Source organism: Elusimicrobiota bacterium (assembly GCA_016180815.1).
Lineage (GTDB): Bacteria > Elusimicrobiota > Elusimicrobia > JACQPE01 > JACQPE01 > JACPAN01.
Genome location: JACPAN010000016.1, coordinates 33,701 through 53,079, shown reverse-complemented (window position 1 = coordinate 53,079; position 19,379 = coordinate 33,701). Strand labels below are relative to the sequence as shown.

Genomic DNA, 19,379 nt, shown 5'->3' with positions numbered 1-19,379 from the left:
GGAATCATTCCGTGTTTGAGATTTCCTACACCAAGGTCCGCGCTTATCTCAACTGCCCGTGGCTTTACAAATTAAAATTTATCGACGATTGGAAAGCGCCGCCTTCGCCGGAGGCGAGTTTGGGGCTTTCCGTCCACAAGGCGCTCGAGCTTTATCATCAACGCGCCGCCTCCGGCGGCGAGGCGGCCATGGCGGCTTTGGATGAGGTCTGGGACCGCGCGGGGTACCGCAACGCCGAGGAAGAACTGGCCTTCTATGACCGCGCCCGCGAACTGTTGGAGCGTTATCTGCGCGATATCGCCGCCTCATGGCCGGGCCGAGTCAAGGAAATTGAGAAAAATTTCGAGCTGACTTTGCCGGAGTCGAATTTGAAACTCATCGGCATCATGGATCGTATCGATCAAATGCCGGACGGCTCTTTTGCTTTGATTGAATATAAAACCCATGCCGCGCCGTGGGCCGAAACGCGCCTGGCCGATGATCTTCAAATGACGATTTACAGCCGCGCCGCTGAGCAGGCGCTTGGGCTTTCACCGCTTAAGCTTTTCTTTTTTTTCGTGTCTCAAGGCCGCGCCGTCGAGGTCAGCCGCGGGAAGCAACAGTGGCTTGAGGCTCGCCGCGCGCTTGAGGACGTGGCCCTGAAAGTCAAGCAGGGATTTTTTGATCCCGACAGACGCTATTGTCCTTATTGCGAAATGAAGCGAAGCTGCGCGTATTCGACGGAGCGCTCCAAGACATGATGATCGCCGTCGCGCGCAGGAGGCGTTTAAGCGAGCTGTTGGATAAAACCCGCGCCCTAAGGCTCGGCGGCCGGTATCACCGGGGGGCCGAATCGGCGCGCGCTTTGGCCCGGATGGCCGGGCGCGGAAAAATGCCCGATCTCGAACTGGAGGCTTATTGGGAATTGCTCGAGGATTTGAAGGCGCTTCATCCCGAGCGTCGCGGCCTTCTTTGTTCCGTGGAGAGGAGAGCCTCGCGCTTGGCCCGTTGTTCCGGCGATGAGCGATTGAGGCTGGAAGCTCAAATCCGGCAGGCCGCGTTATGGCGGACATTGGGGGAGCATGAGCGCGCGGCGGCCGCGCTGACGGGCGTCATCGGGCATCGGGCGCTGACAAAAGACCGTCAATTGTCGGGCTACGCTTGCTGGAATTTGGCGTTCGCCTTAAGAATGCTGCTGAAGCTTGACCGGGCGGCTTTCTTTTTTCATCGCGCCGCGCGAATTTTTGAGTCGACGGGGGATGCCTCCGGTTTGGCTTATGCGATGAGCGGCTTGGCGGGCGTCACCCGGCTGATGAACCGGCCGCAGGCTTCGCTGGGCTATTATCGCCGCGCGCTCGCCTTGTTTCAGCGGGAAAAAGACGATCCTTATGGTTTGGCTTATGCCAATTGCGGTTCAGGCAACGCCTTAAGACGTCTTGGGCGTTTTCGCCGGGCCGTCGCTCATTACAATCGCGCCCATCGGATTTACCGGCGTTTGCGCGACGCGGTCAACGAAGGCTATGTGTGTTGGGGCCGCTACGTTTGCCTGAGAGCCTTGGGCCGTCGCTCTGAGGCCGGCCGCGATTTAAAGCGCGCGTTGGGTCTTTTCAAAAAAACAAAAGACCGGCGGGGGCTTGCGCTTTGCCAAGTCTGGGCCGGCCTTCCCCTTGGCGTCACCGACATCGCGGCCCTGCGCGAAGCCCACCGGTCTTAGAACTGACACGGAAAGTCTCCTCGGGCTGCAACGAATTTTTCGTGGCCTGCGGCTGCGTTGCCGCGAGGCTTACGTGCCTTTCAGGCACGCCGCACCTCGCGGCGCCTGGCCTCGGCTCCCGAAAAATTGTTTCGCTGCCGACGATACTTTCCGTGTCAGTTCTAATACAATACTTCCGCCCATGCGTAAAAAGAGGGGATTAAAGCACGTCGTTCGGTCTTCATTTTGGGCTTTTCTATTGAGCGGCGTGGTCATCCTTACGGTGTTCCCGATCGTGGTCACCAGAGTGATCGGCGTCGATGCGATCGTCTCCTGGGCCTTGGCTGAGATTTCCGAGGCCCTTCACCGGCAGATTTTTGTGGGCCAGGCTCATCTGAGCCTGCTGGGCAAGATCGATTTTCAGGACGTTAAAATTTCCGAACACCCGACGTTTAAAGAAGGCACGTTCCTTGAGGGCGAGCGCTTGGTGCTTGAGCCGAAGTTCGTCCATCTTCTTTTGGGGCGCATTGTCATCGATGAATTGAAGCTCGAGGGCGCCAAGGTTCGCTTCGTGCGCAATACCAAGGGCCGCTGGAATATTCAACATATTGCCCGGCGTCCGCAGGGTCCCAAAGTGCTTAATTTGGAACCCTCGTCAAACGGCGCCGGCGGTTATTTGGATATCGATGATATCGAGCTGTCCCGGACTAATTTCATTCTAAAAGACGAACTAGGGAAAATTCCCACGGTGACGCTCAACAACGTCGTCCTTAGGGCCAAGGGATTCTCTCCCAACGCCTCGTTTTCCACCTTTCTTTCTCTTGAGGCGCAGGTTGAGCGCCCGTCGACCGGCGCCGTCGCCGCCGTTGGGCAAAACCAGTGGGTCGAGCTGTTGTCGCGTTCGACAATGGCGGTGCACTTGAACGGCTGGGTCAACGCGGGCGGCTGGAACCTGGATCAAGCCAACGCCAGTTTGAAAGAGTTCAAAATTGAGGCCGCCACTTGGAAAATTTCGGCGGAAGGAACGCTCGAGTCCGCTTTTCGTCCGCGCGCCGGGTTAAAAATCAGCGCAGGGTTCGACAAGTTTGAGATGGGCCACGGTAGCGCGCCGTTGACAATGGACGGCCAGGGGCAAGTTTTGCTCAATCTGGGAATGGATAAGCATATGTTCAGCGTTGACGTGACGGCCACGGAACTCGGCGTTTTTTGGGGGGATCGATTCCAGAAAAAAGCCCGTGTGCCCTTTGAAATGAGCGTTGACGGACGGTGGACTCTGCCCGCACCCCTGCCTAAACCCCCCGGTTCATCCGGCCCGGTCGTTGCGTCGACGGCGACTCTGGCTTATCACCTAAACGGCAAGGTGGAGTTTGAATTCGCCGAAGCGGCTAAAGGCGGCATTAAAAATTTGGCGTTTATTTTCCGGCGCCAGGTTCTCCTTAAACCGGACATCGAGGACCAAAAGGAAGACGACGATGAGGCGTTCCCCGAATGGCCGTCGGCCCAAGCTCCGTGGCCGGTTCCGGTTTCTTCCGAACTTTCGGATTGGGAGCTGACCGTTTCTTCGTTGACGTGTTATCCTCAGGGGCTGCCGTCGTTGTTTCCTTTCATGGATAAGAATTTTCGGATCACCCGAGGGTTGATTAAGGCCGACGAGCTGCGCCTCTGGGGGAAGGGCGGATCCTGGAATTTGAGCGGTCAAAATTTACGCTTGCAGGGCGCGCGTTTGAACAATCCGAAAGACAAAATCAGCAGCGTCGAGCTTGGCGTCGAGCGCCTGGCGTTTCGTTCGCCCCGGCCTTTTTGGGAATTGGATGTGGCCGGAGCGTTGACGCTGGCCCGGGCGGATACGACGTTTTTGGCTTGCCGGGAGCTGGTGGGCAGGGCTGATCTACGGGGCATCAGCAATCAGCGCGACCCTCCGATTGACGGGGAAATTCATGTTCATTTGTCTTCAGGAGTTTTAAGGGGCGTGCCTGATTTGGTCCAACGCGCGCCGTTCATGAAATTTTTGGTTTATCCTTTGCGCATTACCGAGGATTTAAATGACTGGGGCATCCTCAAACTCGACGGCCAGGATTTTAAATCCATCCCCATGGAATCCATGCAAAGCGATTATTATTTCGAGCGAGGCCGGATGAATCTTGAAAAAATCACGGTCAGGGGGCCCTTGAGCAACGTGCAGGTCAGCGGCATGGTTAATTTTCCGCAGGATCAGATCAACTTGTTGGTGGCCATCAGCATGCCGCGCGAAAAAATCCGCTGGCCGTTGGCGGACGCGTTCATGGATGAGCATGGCAACCCGTACCTGCATATTAAGATCAAGGGGCCGCTTAAAAAACCTCCTGTCTATCCCGTCTTGAGCCACAAAAAAGATATGCTTAGCGAGATCAGCGAGCAGCTGACCGCCTTAAGGCAAACGACCAGACAACTGTTGGATAAAATCTTCCATCGAAAAAATGGCGCTCAATGACCGTTCTCTGACGCTTAAATACCGTCCGGCTTTTTTCCGGGACGTGGTCGGCCAAGAAGCTGTTTCGCGGGCTTTGCTCAATGCCGTGGCCTCCAGCCGGATTCATCCTGCGTATATTTTCCACGGCTCCCGGGGCTCGGGTAAAACGTCGACCGCGCGCATTTTCGCTAAAGCCTTGAATTGCCGCGAACGTTCCACCGATGGGGAACCGTGCGGTGAGTGCGCCGCCTGCGGCGAAATCGCCGGGGGCCGTTCCTTGGATGTCATGGAAATCGACGCCGCCAGCCATACCCAGGTGGATCATATCCGCGAGGTGGTGTTGGATACCGTCAATTTGGCGCCGGCGCGCGATCGCTACCGTATCTTCATTATCGACGAAGTGCATATGCTCTCTTCCGCCTCGTTCAACGCGATGCTTAAGACCCTTGAAGAGCCGCCTGATCACGTGGTTTTTATTTTGGCGACGACCGAATTGCACAAGGTCCCGGCGACCGTGGTTTCGCGGACTCAAAGCTTCCCTTTCCGCGCTTTTGCGGTGGGGGAAATCGTTGAACGCTTGAAATTCGTCATCGAGCGCGAGCAAATTGCGGTGGCCGCCGACGCTCTGGATGAAATCGCCCGCTCCGCGGGGGGCTCGCTCAGGGATGCGTTGAGTATTTTGGAACAGCTGTTGAATCTGGCGGGTTCCAAAGACGTCACCATCGAGCGCCGGGATTTGACCCAGCTGTTGGGTTTTGTCGAAGGCGAGATGTCCGCGGCCTTGGTTGAGGCGTTGGCCGTCAACGCCGACTTTGAATCAACGCAGCGGTTGATCCAGGAGATTTTGTATCAAAAGGGCCACTCCCCGGCTCAATTGCTGGGGAGTTTGTTTCGAGAGTCCTCGGCGGCGCTTTTAAACACGCTCCAAAAAAACCGGGTGGAGAACTCCGCCGGGCGTCTGTACATGCTTTGCGAGCATATTTTAAAGCTCCAGGGGGAATTGCGTTTTGCGTCCGATCCGATTTTAGCTTGCGAGGTCGGGCTCGCCGGTTTTTTGGTGAATCAGGGCGAGCCTCTGTGTGATCAAGGCGCGCCCATGGTCGCGGCGGCGCCGGTTGAACCCCGCCTGGAAGCCGCGCGCCCCGCGCTTTTGCCAAAAGCCGCTCCCGTTGCCGGGGATAAGCCCATCGAGCCGCCTCCGGTTAAAAAACCGCAAGCGCCGCCTATCGCGGCGACGGCGGCTTTAGGCGCCGTCGCGCAAGAGTCCCCCGCGCCCGATCTTGCGGCCGCCCTGACGCCCGAGGTTTTGCTGAATCGTTTGAGCAAGGCCATGCAGGAAAAAAATTGGGGCCTTTACATGAGAGACGCCGATCTTCAGATCAAACCCGGCGCCGGTTACGAGCTTTTAGTGACCGGCCGTTTCAATTTTTTGGGCGTTGAAAAAAATTGGGATCAAATTTCGGCCCTATGGCGGGGCTTGGCCGGTGAAAACAGCAAATTAAGTTTCAGCATGAGGGCCGATGCGCCGGGCGCCTCCCGATCGCCCGCCGATGCCGGCTGCGAACCCGAAACCGTCCCCCAGGAAAAACCGGTGGAAGTGCCCGAAGACTTGAAAAAAATAGCGAAAGTCTTCGGCGGCAAAATCAAGCGATTTAAGAAAACCTAAATGGGCCGTTCGCGATCCCTGGACACGCTGGCTCAAGCCTTGCGTTTTTCATTCCCGCATGTCGGCCCCCGCCAAAGCGAACGCATGGCGCTGAAGCTGCTTTCCATCGAGGAGAAGGATTTCCTGCGTTTGATTGAATCCATGCGCCAGGCCCGAAGCCGCGTCATCCGCTGCGAACATTGCCAGGACTTGACCGAGGCCGTGCGCTGCCCGATTTGCTCCAGCCCCTCGCGCCAGCGGAGCGTTCTCTGCGTCGTTGAAAATCCCCAGGATGTCGACGCCATCGAGGCCAGCGGGAGTTACCGAGGGCTTTACCATGTTCTTCACGGCAGTCTGGATGCGCGGATGGAGGAAGTCTCGACCAGCGGAAAAACCCCCTTGACGCTGAAGGCTTTATGGCTGCGCCTTGAAGAGGATGCGCAGTTAGGCGAGATTATTTTGGCTCTGGATCAAGATACATCCGGAGAGTTGACCAGCCTATATCTGGTGCGTGAAATTCAGAAGAATTTTCCGTGCCTGAGGATCACGCGCATCGGCGTGGGCATCCCGTTCGGCGGGGAAGTCCAATACGGCGATCCGGCGACGCTCAAGCAGGCGTTGGCGGCCCGCATGGAAATTTCCGTTAAGCCGGTGACCGGCGAGAAATCGTCCGTTATCGGGGCATAGCTCAGCTGGTAGAGCGCTCGGTTTGGGACCGAGAGGTCACAGGTTCAAATCCTGTTGCCCCGAAATTCACCATGGGACCAAAGTCTCTGTTTTGAGTAGGTCTAAAGTTTTCATTTTTCAGCCCTAAAGTCCCTTTTCAATTTAACCCACGTCAGTCACACTAGAAGCATGGTCTATGGACCATGGAGGTTGATATGAAAAATGTGACGCTCGCCGCCTTGATCGCATTCGTTTTTTGCCTTTCGGCTCAAGCCGGGGTTCCTGAAATTATCCAGCTGTCCAAAACAGCCAAAACCGCGATGGCCAACGCGGAAAACGCCGCGCGCCGCGGCGATCTATATAGGTATGAGGAGCGTCGTTTTTGCATGGAGGAAAAGGGTTGCGTCAATCCCTTCTATGTGCGCCCGGCGCTCAGTGTTGACGAATTGCGCGGGCGATTAATCGAATTTGACGCCAATTATCAATTGGCGGCGGCCATGCTCGCTCAGGTCATCAGCGAGGTTGAGGCTTATAAGCGCTCGGGCGGATTTGTGCCCCTGCGGGTCTCTATTGATAGAGTCGGCGAGGCTGTCGGCGAGCTTAACAGCGAATACAATGGTTTGCATGTCCCTGCTGCTGCGACCAGAGAACGGGTCACGGCCGGGCAATTGACTGCCTTGATCGATGATACCAGCCTTTTTGCTTACAGCATCCGTGATGATATCCTAAACACGAGTGAATGGGGGACCATCAAAAACGCTTTGGCGTATTTGGCGGATGATAATCTAGCCGCCAATTTGGCCCGCGATCAAGCCGCTCATGAGCGCGCGCAGAGGGCTTATCAAAAGGCCATGGATGACATGGACCGGGCTTGCCGGGCTCATCCCACGGCCAGAGGCTGTATTTAAGCCTAGGCCCGTTCCAACAGAATAAATTTTAGATATTGCGTCTCAGGCATTTGAAGCAGGACCGGGTGATCCTGAGCCTGGGAACGCACGGTCACGATGCGGAACGCCTTTTGGCTTTTCCGCGCCGCCTGCCTGAGGGTTTCCAGGCAAGTGTCCAGGCTGATATGATGCGAGCAAATCGACACCGCCAGAAATCCGTCTTTATCCACCAACTCCATGGCCAGGGCCGTGATTTTTTCCAGCTTGCGTCCGGCCGCGCCCACGCTTTTCTTGTTGGGGGCCAAATTCGGCGGGTCGATGAGCACCAAATCGAATTTGTCGGCGCCTGAGGCCAAACAGGACTCCGCATCCGCATGAATGATTTTAATGCGCTCGGAAAGATTGTTGCGCTTGGCTTGCTGGGCGCAAATGTCGGCGGCTCGCTCGGAGGAATCAATGCAGATGACTTCCAGCGCTCCCGCCTTAGCCAGCGTTAAACCGAAGGCTCCGGTATAGGCGTAGCAATCAAGGACTCTTTTGCCTGCGGCCAGAGGTCTTAAAAAGGCGCGGTTATCGCGTTGGTCGAGATAAAATCCTGTTTTCTGGCCTTCCCAGGGATCAACGAGAAAAACCAGTCCGTCCATGGGCGCTTCGAAGGGCTGTTTAGGCACTTGCCCGGATAAAATTTTGGGCGGGCCCAATTCCAGGCCTTCGAGTTTTCTTAAGCCGTTGTCGCGTTTCAATAAAACGCCTTTGGCCGGGAAGACGCCGAGTAAGGCCTCAAGGATTTGGGGCAGTTGGCTTTCCAGGGCCTTGGATAGAATTTCCATCACGCAGTAATCGCCGTAGCGGTCAATGATTAAGCCCGGGCATTGGTCCGATTCGCCGAAAATCCATCGAAACATGGTTGACTCCGGATACCATCGCTGCCTGAGCACCCAGGCCGCGCCCAAACGCTTTGTCCAAAAATCAACGTCGATTTTAATTTCGCTTCTCGCCAGAACACGTCCGACGATCAAGCTATTGGGGTTATACAGGGCCAGGCCGATGAATTTGCCGCTTCGTGAATAGGCGGCGACGATGGGCGCCTCGGCTTGAGGCGAAAATTCGGCGATTTCGTTGGAGAATATCCAGGGATGGCCTTGGGCGCCGATGATGCGGCGCTCCTCGGCCGGCTTCAAGACGATTTGCGGATAATTCATTTTGTAGGATGAAGCATATCAAACTGGAGGTTAAACAATGTCGATGTCAACAGTTGCCGCGCAGGATTTGGTCAAAGTCGGTGATCCGGCCCCGGATTTCAGTTTAAAGGATCAGGGCGACCAGGATATCCGTTTATCCGATTTCAAGGGGAAGAAAAACGTGGTGCTGGCTTTTTTTCCATTGGCGTTCAGCCCTGTCTGCACCAAGGAAAACGAGTGCTTCAGCCGGGACTTTGATCAATTCGCCCAAGCCGGCGCCGAGGTGCTGGGGATTTCCGTTGATTCGGGATGGACGCTCAAGGCCTGGGCCAAGGTGATGGACTTTCGCCATAAGCTGTTATCCGATTTTCAGCGCGAGGTTTCAAAAAAGTACGGGCTTTTATTGACCGATAAGAATTTCGCCCAACGCGCGACCGTTATCGTTGATAAGCAGGGCAACGTCGCCTGGGTGAAGGTGCAGCCGGCCATCACTACGGCCCGCGAAGACGCTGAAATTTTTGAAGCCTTGAAAAAGCTTGGGTAGGCTATAATAAGAGCCTTCCGTTCAATAATTTAAGGAGGATCATCGGATGTCCCAATCTCTTGTTCAAAAAGACGCGCCGGATTTTATCGGCCAAGCCGTCGTCGACGGCAATTTCAAGGAAATCAAGCTGGCGGATTATCAGGGCAAGTGGCTTGTCCTTTTTTTCTATCCGCTGGATTTCACTTTTGTCTGCCCTACGGAAATCACCGCGTTCGACGAGGCGCTGGGTGAATTTAAAAAATTAGGCGCCGAGGTCGTGGGCTGCTCGGTCGACAGCAAATATTCGCACCTGGCTTGGACCCAGGTTCCCCGGAAAAACGGCGGCTTGGGGCCGCTCGGCTATCCGCTGTTGGCGGACCTCACCAAAAAGGTGGCGGCTGATTACGGGGTATTGACCGAAGCGGGCCTCGCTTTGCGGGGTCTTTTTGTGATCAACCCCAAAGGCAAAGTCGCGTATCAGGTCGTTCATGATCTGGGCGTGGGCCGCTCCGTCCAAGAGGTTTTGCGGGTGATCGCCGCGTTCCAAGAGAACGAGAAGACCGGAGAGGTTTGCCCGGCCAACTGGAAGCCCGGCGCCAAGACCATCAAACCCAATCCGCAGGATTCCAAGGAATACTTCGCCTTAGCCGCTAAGGACTGACATTCGTCATGGGGCGCGTGCGCGAGAAGCTGAATCTTCTCGTCACGCGCGCCGCTCAGCGAATCATCGACAGGGAGATTGTGATGCCGACGGAAACCGTTCTTGAAGCCCAAATGGCCGCGCCTGAATTTTGCGCCTTGGCCACGGATGGAAAAGAAATTGCGCTCAAGGATTATTTGGGCAAAAAGCGCGTCATTTTGTATTTTTACCCCAAAGACGATACCCCCGGCTGCACGGTGGAAGCCTGTCAGTTAAGAGATCAACGCGCGGCCATCGAGGATGAAAGCGCCGTGGTGCTGGGCGTCAGCCCGGACTCCGTAGCCTCTCATCAAAAATTCACCGAAAAATTCAAGCTGCCGTTTTTGCTGTTGGCCGATGAGGATAAAAAAATCTGCCGGGCGTACGGCGTTTGGGCCAAGAAAAAGCTTTACGGCAAGGAGTACATGGGCGTTGAGCGCACCACGTTTGTGATCGGCAAAGACGGAAAAATAGAAAAGGTTTATAGGAAGGTCAAACCCGACGGTCACGCCCAGGAAATCCTCGAGTTTTTAAAGCAAAACTGATTCTTTAGCCCTTCTTTCCCTCGCCATCCGGCGATGCTGGATCATTGCTGATTCGGATGTTAACCTAATCATATGCGTTTGTTTTGGGCGGCCGCTTGTTGCCTCGGCGTTTCCGGGGTTCTTAGGGCTCAAGTCGTATCCGCGCCTTGTCTTAATCCCTCGTTGATGAAGGGGCTGACTTATGCCTCTTGGTGGCCGGGCCAGTATGCAAGCGCCGAGTCTGATCGTTCGTTGGAGAAGATTAGATCCGTGGGCGCTGATTGGATTTCATTGATTGTTACCCAATATCAAACGTCAAAGATGACGACCGAAATTTTTCGCACCGGGACCACGCCGACCGATGATGATTTGATTCATGCCATCGGCAAAGCCAAATCGCTGGGGATCAAGGTGATGCTTAAGCCCCATGTGGATACGCGAGCCCCCGGTCAATGGCGCGGCCAAATCGGCGAGGGTTTTACCGAGGCTCATTGGAATCGTTGGTTTGAGTCTTATGGCCGCATGATCGCGCATTACGCCCGAATGGCCGAGGAGCAAGGCGTTGATCTTTTTTCCATAGGCACGGAGCTTGAAGGCACGTCCGGACGCGAACGCCGGTGGCGTGAACTCATTGATTCCGTGCGAGGGGTTTATTCGGGCCCCATCACTTATGCCGCGACAACGGCTGAAGCGCCGCGCATCAGGTGGTGGGACGGCGTTGATTATGTGGGCATTGACGCCTATTATCCCTTGACTTCCGTCAGCGATCCAACGATGGAGCAATTGATTGCGGGCTGGCGGCGTCATAGCGATGCCATAACGTCGTTGGCCGCGGGCAAGCCCGTTATTTTTACCGAGGCCGGTTTTCGCAGCGTTGACGGCGCGAATCAACGGCCTTGGGCATGGGGAGAACCGGGCCTTGTGGATTTAAACGAGCAGGCGGATTGTTACCAGGCGACGTTGCGCGCCTTAGGCCGCAGGCCTTGGCTGGCCGGCATGTTTTGGTGGGTTTGGGGCGCCACAATCACCGAGGGCGGCTCAACCGATGATGATTACACCCCGCAAAATAAACCCGCCGAATACGTCCTGCGTTATTGGTACGGCGGTTGTCGGGGTTCGGCGAAGGCGAAGGAGCCGTAAAGAAATTAAATTCCCTGCACGCGGGAGCGGGGGTAGCTGGTGGCCAAATCGCTTTCTCCGCTATAGTAGCGATAGGTGACTTGGCCGAGGTAAGAGATGTAGCGTTTCGCGGTCCTGTAATCGGGACCTTTCCACGTCAGCACAACCAAAACATAATCGCCGGAAGGGCTAAACACGATGCCCGCGTCATGACAGGCGCGCCGCAGGAGTCCTGTTTTATGCGCAATTTGCCAACCGGAGGGAAGCGTTCGGGCCAGGCGCTCTCTGTGTTTGAGGTGTTTCATCAATTCAAGCATGATGCCGCTGGATTCTTTGGTGACTAATTGGCCTTCGTAAATTTTTTCCAGAAGTTCGGCCATTTCCCGCGCCGTCGTGTAGTTTTCTTTCAACACGGGGCGTGACGATAGCTTGAGCCCTTCGTTTTCGATATTGGTGGCTAAAAGCCCCAATTCCGAAAAAGCGTTTTGGAAATAATCGAGGCCCAGGCGCGCGATCAACAGCCGCATGGCGGTGTTGTCGCTTTCGGTGATCAAGTAGTATAGAAGTTCGGCGACCGTGAATTTGCTGCCGGCCCTGGCCCATTTCAAGCGGCCCGAGCCGCCGGCCCTGGTCTTGCGGGTGACGGTCAAATTTTCTTCCAAGGAAATTTCGCCTTCTTCCACTTTCTTTAATACCGCGGCCATGATCGGAACTTTGATGAGGCTGGCGCTGGGCATCAATTGATCGGGCTGATGGGACCATATCCTGTCGGAATTTAAATCTTTCAAGTAAACGCCCACGCGTCCCGGGTAGCGCGCAACGGTTGATTCAAGCTCGGCGGTCAATTGAGTCCAGCGCGGATCGGAGATGGCGGCCGCTTTGACCGGTTCTTGCCGCGGCCGCGACCAGCGATCGATCAGGTGGATAACGCCGATGGTGGAAGCGCTTGTTACGGCAAAAACCGCCGCCAACACAAGCGACTTTTTTGCAATCCCGCCGGCTTTCTCCATACCTTTATAAACATACCAGGAATGTTTTAATTTTTCAATAGTGATTTTTAACCCAACGCAGGTATTCATCGTCGGTGATTGTCTATTTTTGGACGAGTTCTTGGGGTCGCTCAAGCGGTAGCGCCGGGATCGGCGGCTGAGTTTTCTCGGCGATAATCGAGCAGTTCGGGCCGAACTCGATGGCGCGCGTCGTCACGCGTTCAACCACGTCGGGTTCATGAGTGACGATCACCATGGTTAATCCGTCCTGCGCAAAATCTTCCATGACTTCCACGATTTCGCCTTTCATGGCCGGGTCAAGGCTGGACGTGGGTTCGTCAAAAAGCACGCCTTTAGGCCGCATGGCCAACGCCCTGGCGATGGCCACTCGTTGCTGTTGTCCGCCGGAGAGAGACTTGGGGTATTCATCCGCCTTGTGTTTTAGCCCCACGCGTTTTAGAAGCGCCGCCGCTTCCCGTTTGGCCTTTTGATTGGATTGCCCCAGGACCCGCACCGGCCCGATGGTCAGATTTTCAAGCACGGTCAAATGGGGGAACAGGTTGAAATTTTGAAACACGAAGCCCAGCTGCTGGCGAACGCCCAAAATAGTTTGATGATGTTTGTTCTCATCCATCCCTGCTTCGAGCGCCAACGGCCCCACGCGCACACAACCTTTATCGAACGGCTCAAGATAAGTCAGGCATCTTAAAAATGTGCTTTTGCCCACGCCTGAAGCGCCCTGAATCACCACGATTTCGCCTTCGTCAATGGACAGGCTGAGATTCTTGATCACCCAATGATCGGCGAAGCGCTTCCAAAGTCCGCGGACTTCGATGAAATTTTTGTTGCTTAAGCCCATGACCGGATGCCTTCAAAAGTTTCGCGCTGTTTGGCTTCCAGGCGGCGGGACCAAAGAGCGAGGGGGTAGCTCATGATGAAATAAAGCGCCGCGGTGAGGAGGCCGAGCTCCAAAAAGCGAAACGTGGTCGTGGCCGCTTGGCTGTAAGCCTTGGTCAACTCGACGACGGTGATCACCGAGACCAAGGAAGTATCTTTAAAAAGCGCGATGAAATCGCTGGTTGACGGCGGCAAAATGGTGCGCACGGCCTGAGGCAGGACAATGTGAAAGAGGCTTTGGCGTCCATTCATGCCGATGGAACGCGCGGCTTCATCCTGGCCCTTGGGGATGGACAACAGGCCGGCCCGGTAGATTTCGGCTTCGCAAGCCGCGTAATTTAAGCCGATGCCTAGCACCGCGGCAACCAGCGGGTGAAGCTCGATGCCGATATTGGGCAGGCCGTAATAAATGAGGTAAAGCTGAATGAGCAGCGGCGTGCCGCGCACCAGTTCGATATAGGCGCCGGCTAAAAAACGAACCAGGCGGTTTCCGTAGAGCTTGCCCACGCAAAGCCCGAAGCCCGCCACAACCGCCAGGGCCATGGCTAAAATGGAAATGGCCACGGTCATGGCCGCGCCTTTGGCCAACAACGGAATGAATTTTTTGAGCCCCATCGGAGCCGGCGCCGTAGCCGGCGCTGCGGCGGGAGCCGAAAGTTTTTTTTGCGCGTCGTTCCAAAGCCCCCATTTCTCGTAAATCGTTTTCATTTCGCCTGAAGCCCGCATGTCCCGGAAAACTTGATTCATCTTGGCCTCGAACACAGGGGAATCGTTGCGGATGCCGCCCGAATAAAAAGCCTCGCCCACGGGCCGGCCCACGTTGTCGAGCCTGGGGTTGGGGCCGGCGTAGAAAACCGCCATGGGCACGTCCATGAAGCCCGCCTCAATGCGGCCGATTTCCAAATCCTTGTACACTTCCACCGGCCCAGGATAGTCCACCACTTTGATTTTGCCGTCGGCCAGCAGCATGGAGTGAGCCAGCGAGGCGTTGAGCGTGCCGACCCTGCGCCCGCGCAGGTCTTCGAAACGAGCGATGCGGCGTTCCCCGGCCCGAACCGTGATTTGCTGGGAGAACAGATAATAGGGATCGGTAAATTTGATGACTTGTTTTCGTTCTTCGGTGGGTTCCAAACCGTTGAAGGCGATATCGAAATCACCGCGCAGGAGAGCCGGCACAAGCTGGTCCCAACCGACGTCCACCATTTTGGTTTTGACGCCCAAGCGCCGGCTGACGGCTTCCATGATGTCGAGCTCAAAGCCCATCATTTGCCCCGGATTTTTTTCATCCGGGAATATATAGGGGGCGCCGCCGACCGAATCAGCGCCCCAGCGCAGCTCCCCTGTTTTTTGAATCCGTTCCCACGCCTCGCCCGCGTCAACCCTCGGCGCCAATAAGCCGAGCGTCAATAAAATGGAAAGAAGTAAGCCGGAGGGCGGGGGTTTCAAGGCGGGATGCTTTATCTCTTCAAATATTGCGCAACAATGGTTGAGATAATCAAAGAAGATGTCTTCAATGTGAAATTATTTTACAACAAGAACGAAGGTAATTTTTTGGATAACGATTCTTTTTTCCGGCCCAACCAGCCGAGAATATCGTCCACGATCACCGTGGCCGTCGGGATCGCAAAAAGCGTCAGGGGCATGGCCAAGGCCAGGCCCCAGGCCAAGGTCAAACATAAGGGCGCCACAAAAGGCTCGTAGCCGCCGATGCCGTAAGCGGTGGGGAATAGCCCCAAGAGCGTGGTGATGGAGCTTGCGAAAATAGGCCTTAGGCGGATGGCGCCCGCTTCGATGGCAGCCTCTCTTAAGGGCAGCCCCGTGGCGCGCCGGTTGTTGATGAAATCCACCAGAACAATGGCGTTATTGACCACGACCCCGGTCATGGCCACTGCGCCTAGAAGCGCCATAAAAGAAGCCGGCTGTCCGTGAAAAATCAGCGCCCAGGTCACGCCGGTCAGGCCGATGGGGATGGTCAATAGAATGATCAGCGGCTGAACATAAGAATTAAACAGCGTGGCTAAAATAATGATGTCCAGGAAAATCGCCAGCAAGAATCCCATCTTGAGCGATTGCATGGACTCTTGCGTGCGTTCTTCCTCGCCGCCGTAGACGGCGTCATAGCCTGGATAACGTTCTTTTAAGTTTTTAAATAATTCTTTGACGCGGGCATTGGCTTGATAGGACGTGATGTTGACGTTGTCCACATCCGCCGTGACCTGGATGGCGCGTTTAAAATTGTAATGCTCGATATAAGGCGGGCTTTTGGCGCGTTCGATGCGCACCAAGGGAGCCAGATTGATCTGTTGGCCCCGGTTATTGAGAACCAATAGGCCGTCGAGGGATTCCGCGTTTTTTCTGTGCTCCGGGCTTAATTTTACTTTGACGATGACTTCCTCGTCCATCCGGCGTATTTTGGTGGCTTCGCCGCCTTCGAACGCATAAAGGATATGCCGGGCGACCTGCGAGGTGGGAACGCCCGCGTAAGCCGCTTCTTTTTTATTGACGATCACGCGCAGTTCGGTTTTGCCGCCTTCAAAATTATCTTTGATGTCCGTGACCCCCGTCATCGCCGCCAACTCCATTTTTACTTCATCGGCGATTGTTTGCAGCGTCCGCGTGTCGTCGCCGCGGATTTTAACCTGCACGGCCCGGCCGACCGGCGGACCCGGGCGCAGTTTCTCGATGGCCATTTTTTTGACGCCCGGGATGGCTTGGAGTTTGGGCCTCAGTTCATTAATGATGTCGTCGGTTTTGCGCTCGCGGTTTTCCTGCGGGACAAGAAAAACGCGGATTTGTCCGTAATGCGTGCCCCGGCGCGCGGATTCTTCATAGCCCGTCAGGCCGACGGTGGCGGTGATTCCCTCGAGATCTTCCGAAGGCAGAGACAACATGATTCGTTCGGCTTCAATGACCGCTCGTTCGGTTTCACTTAACGCCGCGCCCTCCGGAAGCTCCATTTGCACGAAAAATTGGTCGATCAGCCCCGGGGGGAACATCACCATTTTCAGGCGCAGCCCGGCGACCACGGCGGTCAACACAAGAAATCCTACGGCGATGCCCAGAAATTTATAGCGGTGATCGAGACTCCAGGCGAGCGCTGTTCGGTAGCGCATAATGAGCTCGGCATACCAGCGTCCGTCCTTTTTTTCAGAAACCGGCTTTCCATAAGGAAGAATGTCCAAAACATGCGAGGGCAGGATGAAAAAAGCCTCCAAGACGCTGGCGATGAAGCAAAGAATCACGATCACCGGGATCATGAACAGGAATTTGCCCATGATGCCCTTCATGATGGCGAATGGGATAAAAGCCGAAGATGTCGCGCCGACGGACCCTAGAACCGGCAGCATCACTTCCTTGACGCCCTCGATCGCCGCTTTCATCGGCGGTTTGCCCATTTCCAAATGCCGGTAAATGTTTTCCGCGACGGCCACGGAGTCATCGTCAAGCATGCCCAAAACGATGATGAACCCCAGGAGCGAGAGGAGATTGATGGTCAGGCCGAAAGGGGCGCCGCCGATCATGGCCAGACCGAAGGAAATCGGCACGCCGCCGGCCGCCACTAAGGCCAGGCGCCAATCAAGAAATAAGAATAAGGCCAAAACGATCAGGAATCCGCCTTGGATCATGTTGGATTTCATGACGCGCAAGCGGCGCTTGATGAAGAAAGAGATGTCGTCGGAAATCATCATGCGCAGCCCGAGCTTTTGCGCTTTTTCTTGATTTTGAGCCATGACTTTTTTCACTTCATCCGCCATGTGGATCGCATCCCCGTCCCTGGTCTTTCGGACTTGAAGGTTGATCGACGGGTCGCCGGCCGCGCGCGCCAAAACCTTGGCTTCCGCGAACGTTTCCCGCACGCGCGCCACGTCCTTGACCCGCACGAAACTGCGCTCATCATTGCCGCGCAAAATGACGCCGGCCACATCGCCGGCGGTTTTAAACGAGCCCACGGTGCGGATCAAGAGATCCTGCCCGCCGGACTCGATCGAACCCGCGGAAAGATCGATGTTCTCCTGCCTGAGCGTATTGGCGATTTCGCCGATGGTCAGCCGGTAACGCGCCAGTTTCGCCGGGTCCACTTCGACCCAGATTTCGCGCGCCAAATCGCCGTCTTGATCCACCCGGGCAACGTCCGGGATGTCCTCGATCGCATCCTTCAGGCGCTTGGCGAATTCATCGCGCGTCAGCGCGTCGCCTCCGGCTACGGAGAGGACGATGAGGGGCCGGTTGGATGTCATCTCCTGGACGACGGGGGCTTTGGCTTCCTCCGGCAAATCTTCGACGTTGCCGGCCGCCTGCTGCACGTCGGAAACCACGCGGCCCACTTCCTGGCGATTCAAGTTTTCATATAAACGCAGGACGATCATGGAAATGCCTTCGATCGAATAGGATTCCACGTAATCCACGTTGTCCACGATTTTCAAGGAATCTTCGATGGGGATCGTCACGAGGCGTTCCACTTCTTCCGGCGACGCTCCGGGATAGACGGTTTGCACGGTGACGATGTCAAACGTCACTTCCGGGAACGCCTCGCGCTTCATGGTCATGAATTGGCGCAGGCCGATGCCCACGATCAGGATGGTCATCAAATTGGTCAAAACGCGGCGATTCAAGAAAAACTGAATCATGGCTCAATCGCCTCCCCGGTCAAATCCGCGAAGCCTTCGATCAAATTGCCGGTGGCAAATCCCAGCCGGGCCCAGCCCGCCAAGGCCTGGGCTTTGGCGTTGATCACAAGGGACTCCGTGCGGCGGATATCGTTTTGAAAACGGATCAGCAAATCGGTGTTGGCCCGGCCCCGGTTGAAGTCTTCTTGCGCCGCCTGAAATTTTTCCTTCTCCAGGGTCAGCAGCTCCTCGTAGGCGGACGCGCGGTCGCGGCTGAGGCGCAGGTTCTCCAGGGCATCGCCGATTTCCCGGCGTATATCCGCCGCTGTTCGGTCGCGCTCAGCGCGCGCGGATTCCAGGTTCAAGGCGGTTTCGGCGCGGCGGATGCGCTCTTTTTTCCAGAACAGGGGAATTTTAAGCTGCACGCCCGTGGTATAGATGGGAAAATCACCTTTGTTGACCTGGCTCCATGACGGTGAAAAGCGGGAATCCAAGCCGCCCCAGGCATAGGAGCCGAATACGGATAAATCAGGCAGGGTGCTTAAGTGTTCCACGCGGACGAAGCTCTCCGCGCGTTCGACCAAGTGCTGGGCGGATAAATAATCCCCGCGATTAGCCTCGGCCGTTGCCCAGGCTTCTTCCATGGCCGGTGGTGTTCGTTGAGGGATTTCCGGCAGCCGGAGTTTTTCAAAGGGTTCCTCGCCTCGCCGGTAGAGAGCCCGGCGCAGCGTTTCTTCGGCTTGCTTTAATTGGGATTGAGCCAGCCTAAGCTCGGTTTCTTGAGCGCGCACCGAGACTTCGGCTTGAAGCAAATCCGAGGATTCCACCAAGCCGTAGCGCCGTTTTTCTTTGTAATTGTCCAACAATTTGCGCGCATCGGCCAGCGCCGCTTCCCTGATGGAAATCTGTTCTTGGGCCGTAAACACCTCGACATAGGCCAGCATGGCCTGCGCCGCTTCTTTTTCCCGCGTTTGTTTCAAGGCGTTTGCCGCGGCCTTGACGCCGGCGCGGGCTTGCCGGCGCTTGGCTTTGTCCGGTCGCCCCCAGAAATAGCGAAGAAGCGGCTGGCGTATCTCCACGCCCAAGCTTGAGGTATGCGTTGGATCGATCGGGCGAAAAAGCGAGGGATTCTGTAATTCCTGAGTCCTGAAAAAAAGGCGCGACTCGGTGCCGATCAACAGGTCCTGCGTGAGGGAAGCCTCCCAGTCTTTGGATTTGCTGAAGGCGCCCTGAAAAGCGGGGGCGGAGCGCGCAGAGCGGTCGTCGGTTTGGGAATATCGGGCGCCGAACACCGGATCGGTCAAGGCCAACAGCCCAGGCTCCTCAAGCGCGCTTTTTTGCCATTGGGCGGCGGCTGCGCGAATTTCAGGGCTTTTTTGAAGCGCCTCCCTGGCGGCCGTCCCCAGCGTCAATGAGGCAGCCTGGAGCGTTCCGGTAAAAACAATGAGGATCGTATTCACTATTGACGATACTTTAGCGTTTTGTCCGGCCTGATTCACTTTTTTCAGATAAGCCGGGGCGGCGTTTAATCTAAAATCAAG

16 protein-coding genes and 1 tRNA gene are annotated in these 19,379 nt (G+C 55.9%); 11 read left to right on the top strand and 6 right to left on the bottom strand.

Annotated elements, in window-relative coordinates:
• The first annotated feature begins 11 nt into the window (after positions 1-11).
• From HYT79_09230 to HYT79_09200, 7 genes are all read left to right on the top strand, one after another.
• Positions 12-740 carry a PD-(D/E)XK nuclease family protein gene (locus HYT79_09230; protein MBI2070766.1) on the top strand — a complete coding sequence of 243 codons (729 nt, stop codon included), beginning with the start codon at positions 12-14 and terminating at the stop codon, positions 738-740.
• Positions 680-1,693 carry a tetratricopeptide repeat protein gene (locus HYT79_09225; protein ID MBI2070765.1) on the top strand — a complete coding sequence of 338 codons (1,014 nt, stop codon included), beginning with the start codon at positions 680-682 and terminating at the stop codon, positions 1,691-1,693. Before HYT79_09230 ends, HYT79_09225 begins: the two co-directional genes overlap by 61 nt.
• Before the next feature lie 181 nt (positions 1,694-1,874).
• Positions 1,875-4,142 (top strand): AsmA family protein, encoded by a 2,268-nt coding sequence (locus HYT79_09220; GenBank protein ID MBI2070764.1) that lies wholly within the window; start codon positions 1,875-1,877, stop codon positions 4,140-4,142.
• The gene (gene dnaX, locus HYT79_09215) at positions 4,129-5,787 is read left to right on the top strand and encodes a DNA polymerase III subunit gamma/tau (protein ID MBI2070763.1); all 1,659 of its coding nucleotides are present in this window, start codon (positions 4,129-4,131) and stop codon (positions 5,785-5,787) included. Before HYT79_09220 ends, dnaX begins: the two co-directional genes overlap by 14 nt.
• Positions 5,788-6,453: a recombination protein RecR gene (recR, locus tag HYT79_09210; protein ID MBI2070762.1), complete on the top strand. Its 666-nt coding sequence runs from the start codon at positions 5,788-5,790 to the stop codon at positions 6,451-6,453. It abuts the gene before it with no gap.
• Positions 6,444-6,516 (top strand) — tRNA-Pro (locus HYT79_09205). Before recR ends, HYT79_09205 begins: the two co-directional genes overlap by 10 nt.
• A 131-nt stretch (positions 6,517-6,647) precedes the next feature.
• Positions 6,648-7,340, top strand: coding sequence for a hypothetical protein (locus tag HYT79_09200; protein MBI2070761.1), 693 nt, complete (start codon positions 6,648-6,650; stop codon positions 7,338-7,340).
• A gap of 2 nt (positions 7,341-7,342) precedes the next feature.
• Here the strand turns inward: HYT79_09200 and HYT79_09195 are convergent, their stop codons facing one another.
• On the bottom strand, positions 7,343-8,521 hold the full coding sequence (locus HYT79_09195; protein ID MBI2070760.1) for a class I SAM-dependent rRNA methyltransferase: 1,179 nt from the start codon (positions 8,519-8,521) through the stop codon (positions 7,343-7,345).
• 43 nt (positions 8,522-8,564) lie between these two features.
• Here HYT79_09195 and HYT79_09190 point away from each other — a divergent pair, with 43 nt between their 5' ends.
• From HYT79_09190 to HYT79_09175, 4 genes are all read left to right on the top strand, one after another.
• Entirely contained in the window at positions 8,565-9,044 is a 480-nt protein-coding gene (locus HYT79_09190) for a redoxin domain-containing protein (GenBank protein MBI2070759.1), read from the top strand.
• Positions 9,045-9,090: 46 nt separating this feature from the next.
• Positions 9,091-9,684 (top strand): peroxiredoxin, encoded by a 594-nt coding sequence (locus HYT79_09185; protein MBI2070758.1) that lies wholly within the window; start codon positions 9,091-9,093, stop codon positions 9,682-9,684.
• A gap of 83 nt (positions 9,685-9,767) precedes the next feature.
• Complete coding sequence (gene bcp / locus HYT79_09180) at positions 9,768-10,247, top strand: thioredoxin-dependent thiol peroxidase (GenBank protein ID MBI2070757.1); 480 nt, start codon at positions 9,768-9,770, stop codon at positions 10,245-10,247.
• A 72-nt stretch (positions 10,248-10,319) separates the two neighbouring features.
• A complete protein-coding gene (locus HYT79_09175) occupies positions 10,320-11,366 on the top strand; it encodes a glycosyl hydrolase family 53 (protein ID MBI2070756.1) in 1,047 nt (348 codons plus the stop codon).
• Between the two features lie 5 nt (positions 11,367-11,371).
• On the opposite strand, the gene HYT79_09170 is transcribed toward HYT79_09175, so the two are convergent.
• The 5 genes from HYT79_09170 to HYT79_09150 form a co-directional block, all read right to left on the bottom strand.
• Positions 11,372-12,424: a serine hydrolase gene (locus HYT79_09170; protein ID MBI2070755.1), complete on the bottom strand. Its 1,053-nt coding sequence runs from the start codon at positions 12,422-12,424 to the stop codon at positions 11,372-11,374.
• 13 nt (positions 12,425-12,437) lie between these two features.
• On the bottom strand, positions 12,438-13,193 hold the full coding sequence (locus HYT79_09165; GenBank protein MBI2070754.1) for an amino acid ABC transporter ATP-binding protein: 756 nt from the start codon (positions 13,191-13,193) through the stop codon (positions 12,438-12,440).
• Entirely contained in the window at positions 13,184-14,644 is a 1,461-nt protein-coding gene (locus HYT79_09160; GenBank protein ID MBI2070753.1) for an ABC transporter permease subunit, read from the bottom strand. The genes HYT79_09165 and HYT79_09160 overlap by 10 nt, the downstream gene beginning before the upstream one ends.
• A gap of 113 nt (positions 14,645-14,757) precedes the next feature.
• Positions 14,758-17,859 carry an efflux RND transporter permease subunit gene (locus HYT79_09155; GenBank protein ID MBI2070752.1) on the bottom strand — a complete coding sequence of 1,034 codons (3,102 nt, stop codon included), beginning with the start codon at positions 17,857-17,859 and terminating at the stop codon, positions 14,758-14,760.
• Complete coding sequence (locus tag HYT79_09150; GenBank protein MBI2070751.1) at positions 17,856-19,298, bottom strand: TolC family protein; 1,443 nt, start codon at positions 19,296-19,298, stop codon at positions 17,856-17,858. Before HYT79_09150 ends, HYT79_09155 begins: the two co-directional genes overlap by 4 nt.
• Positions 19,299-19,379 lie beyond the last annotated feature (81 nt).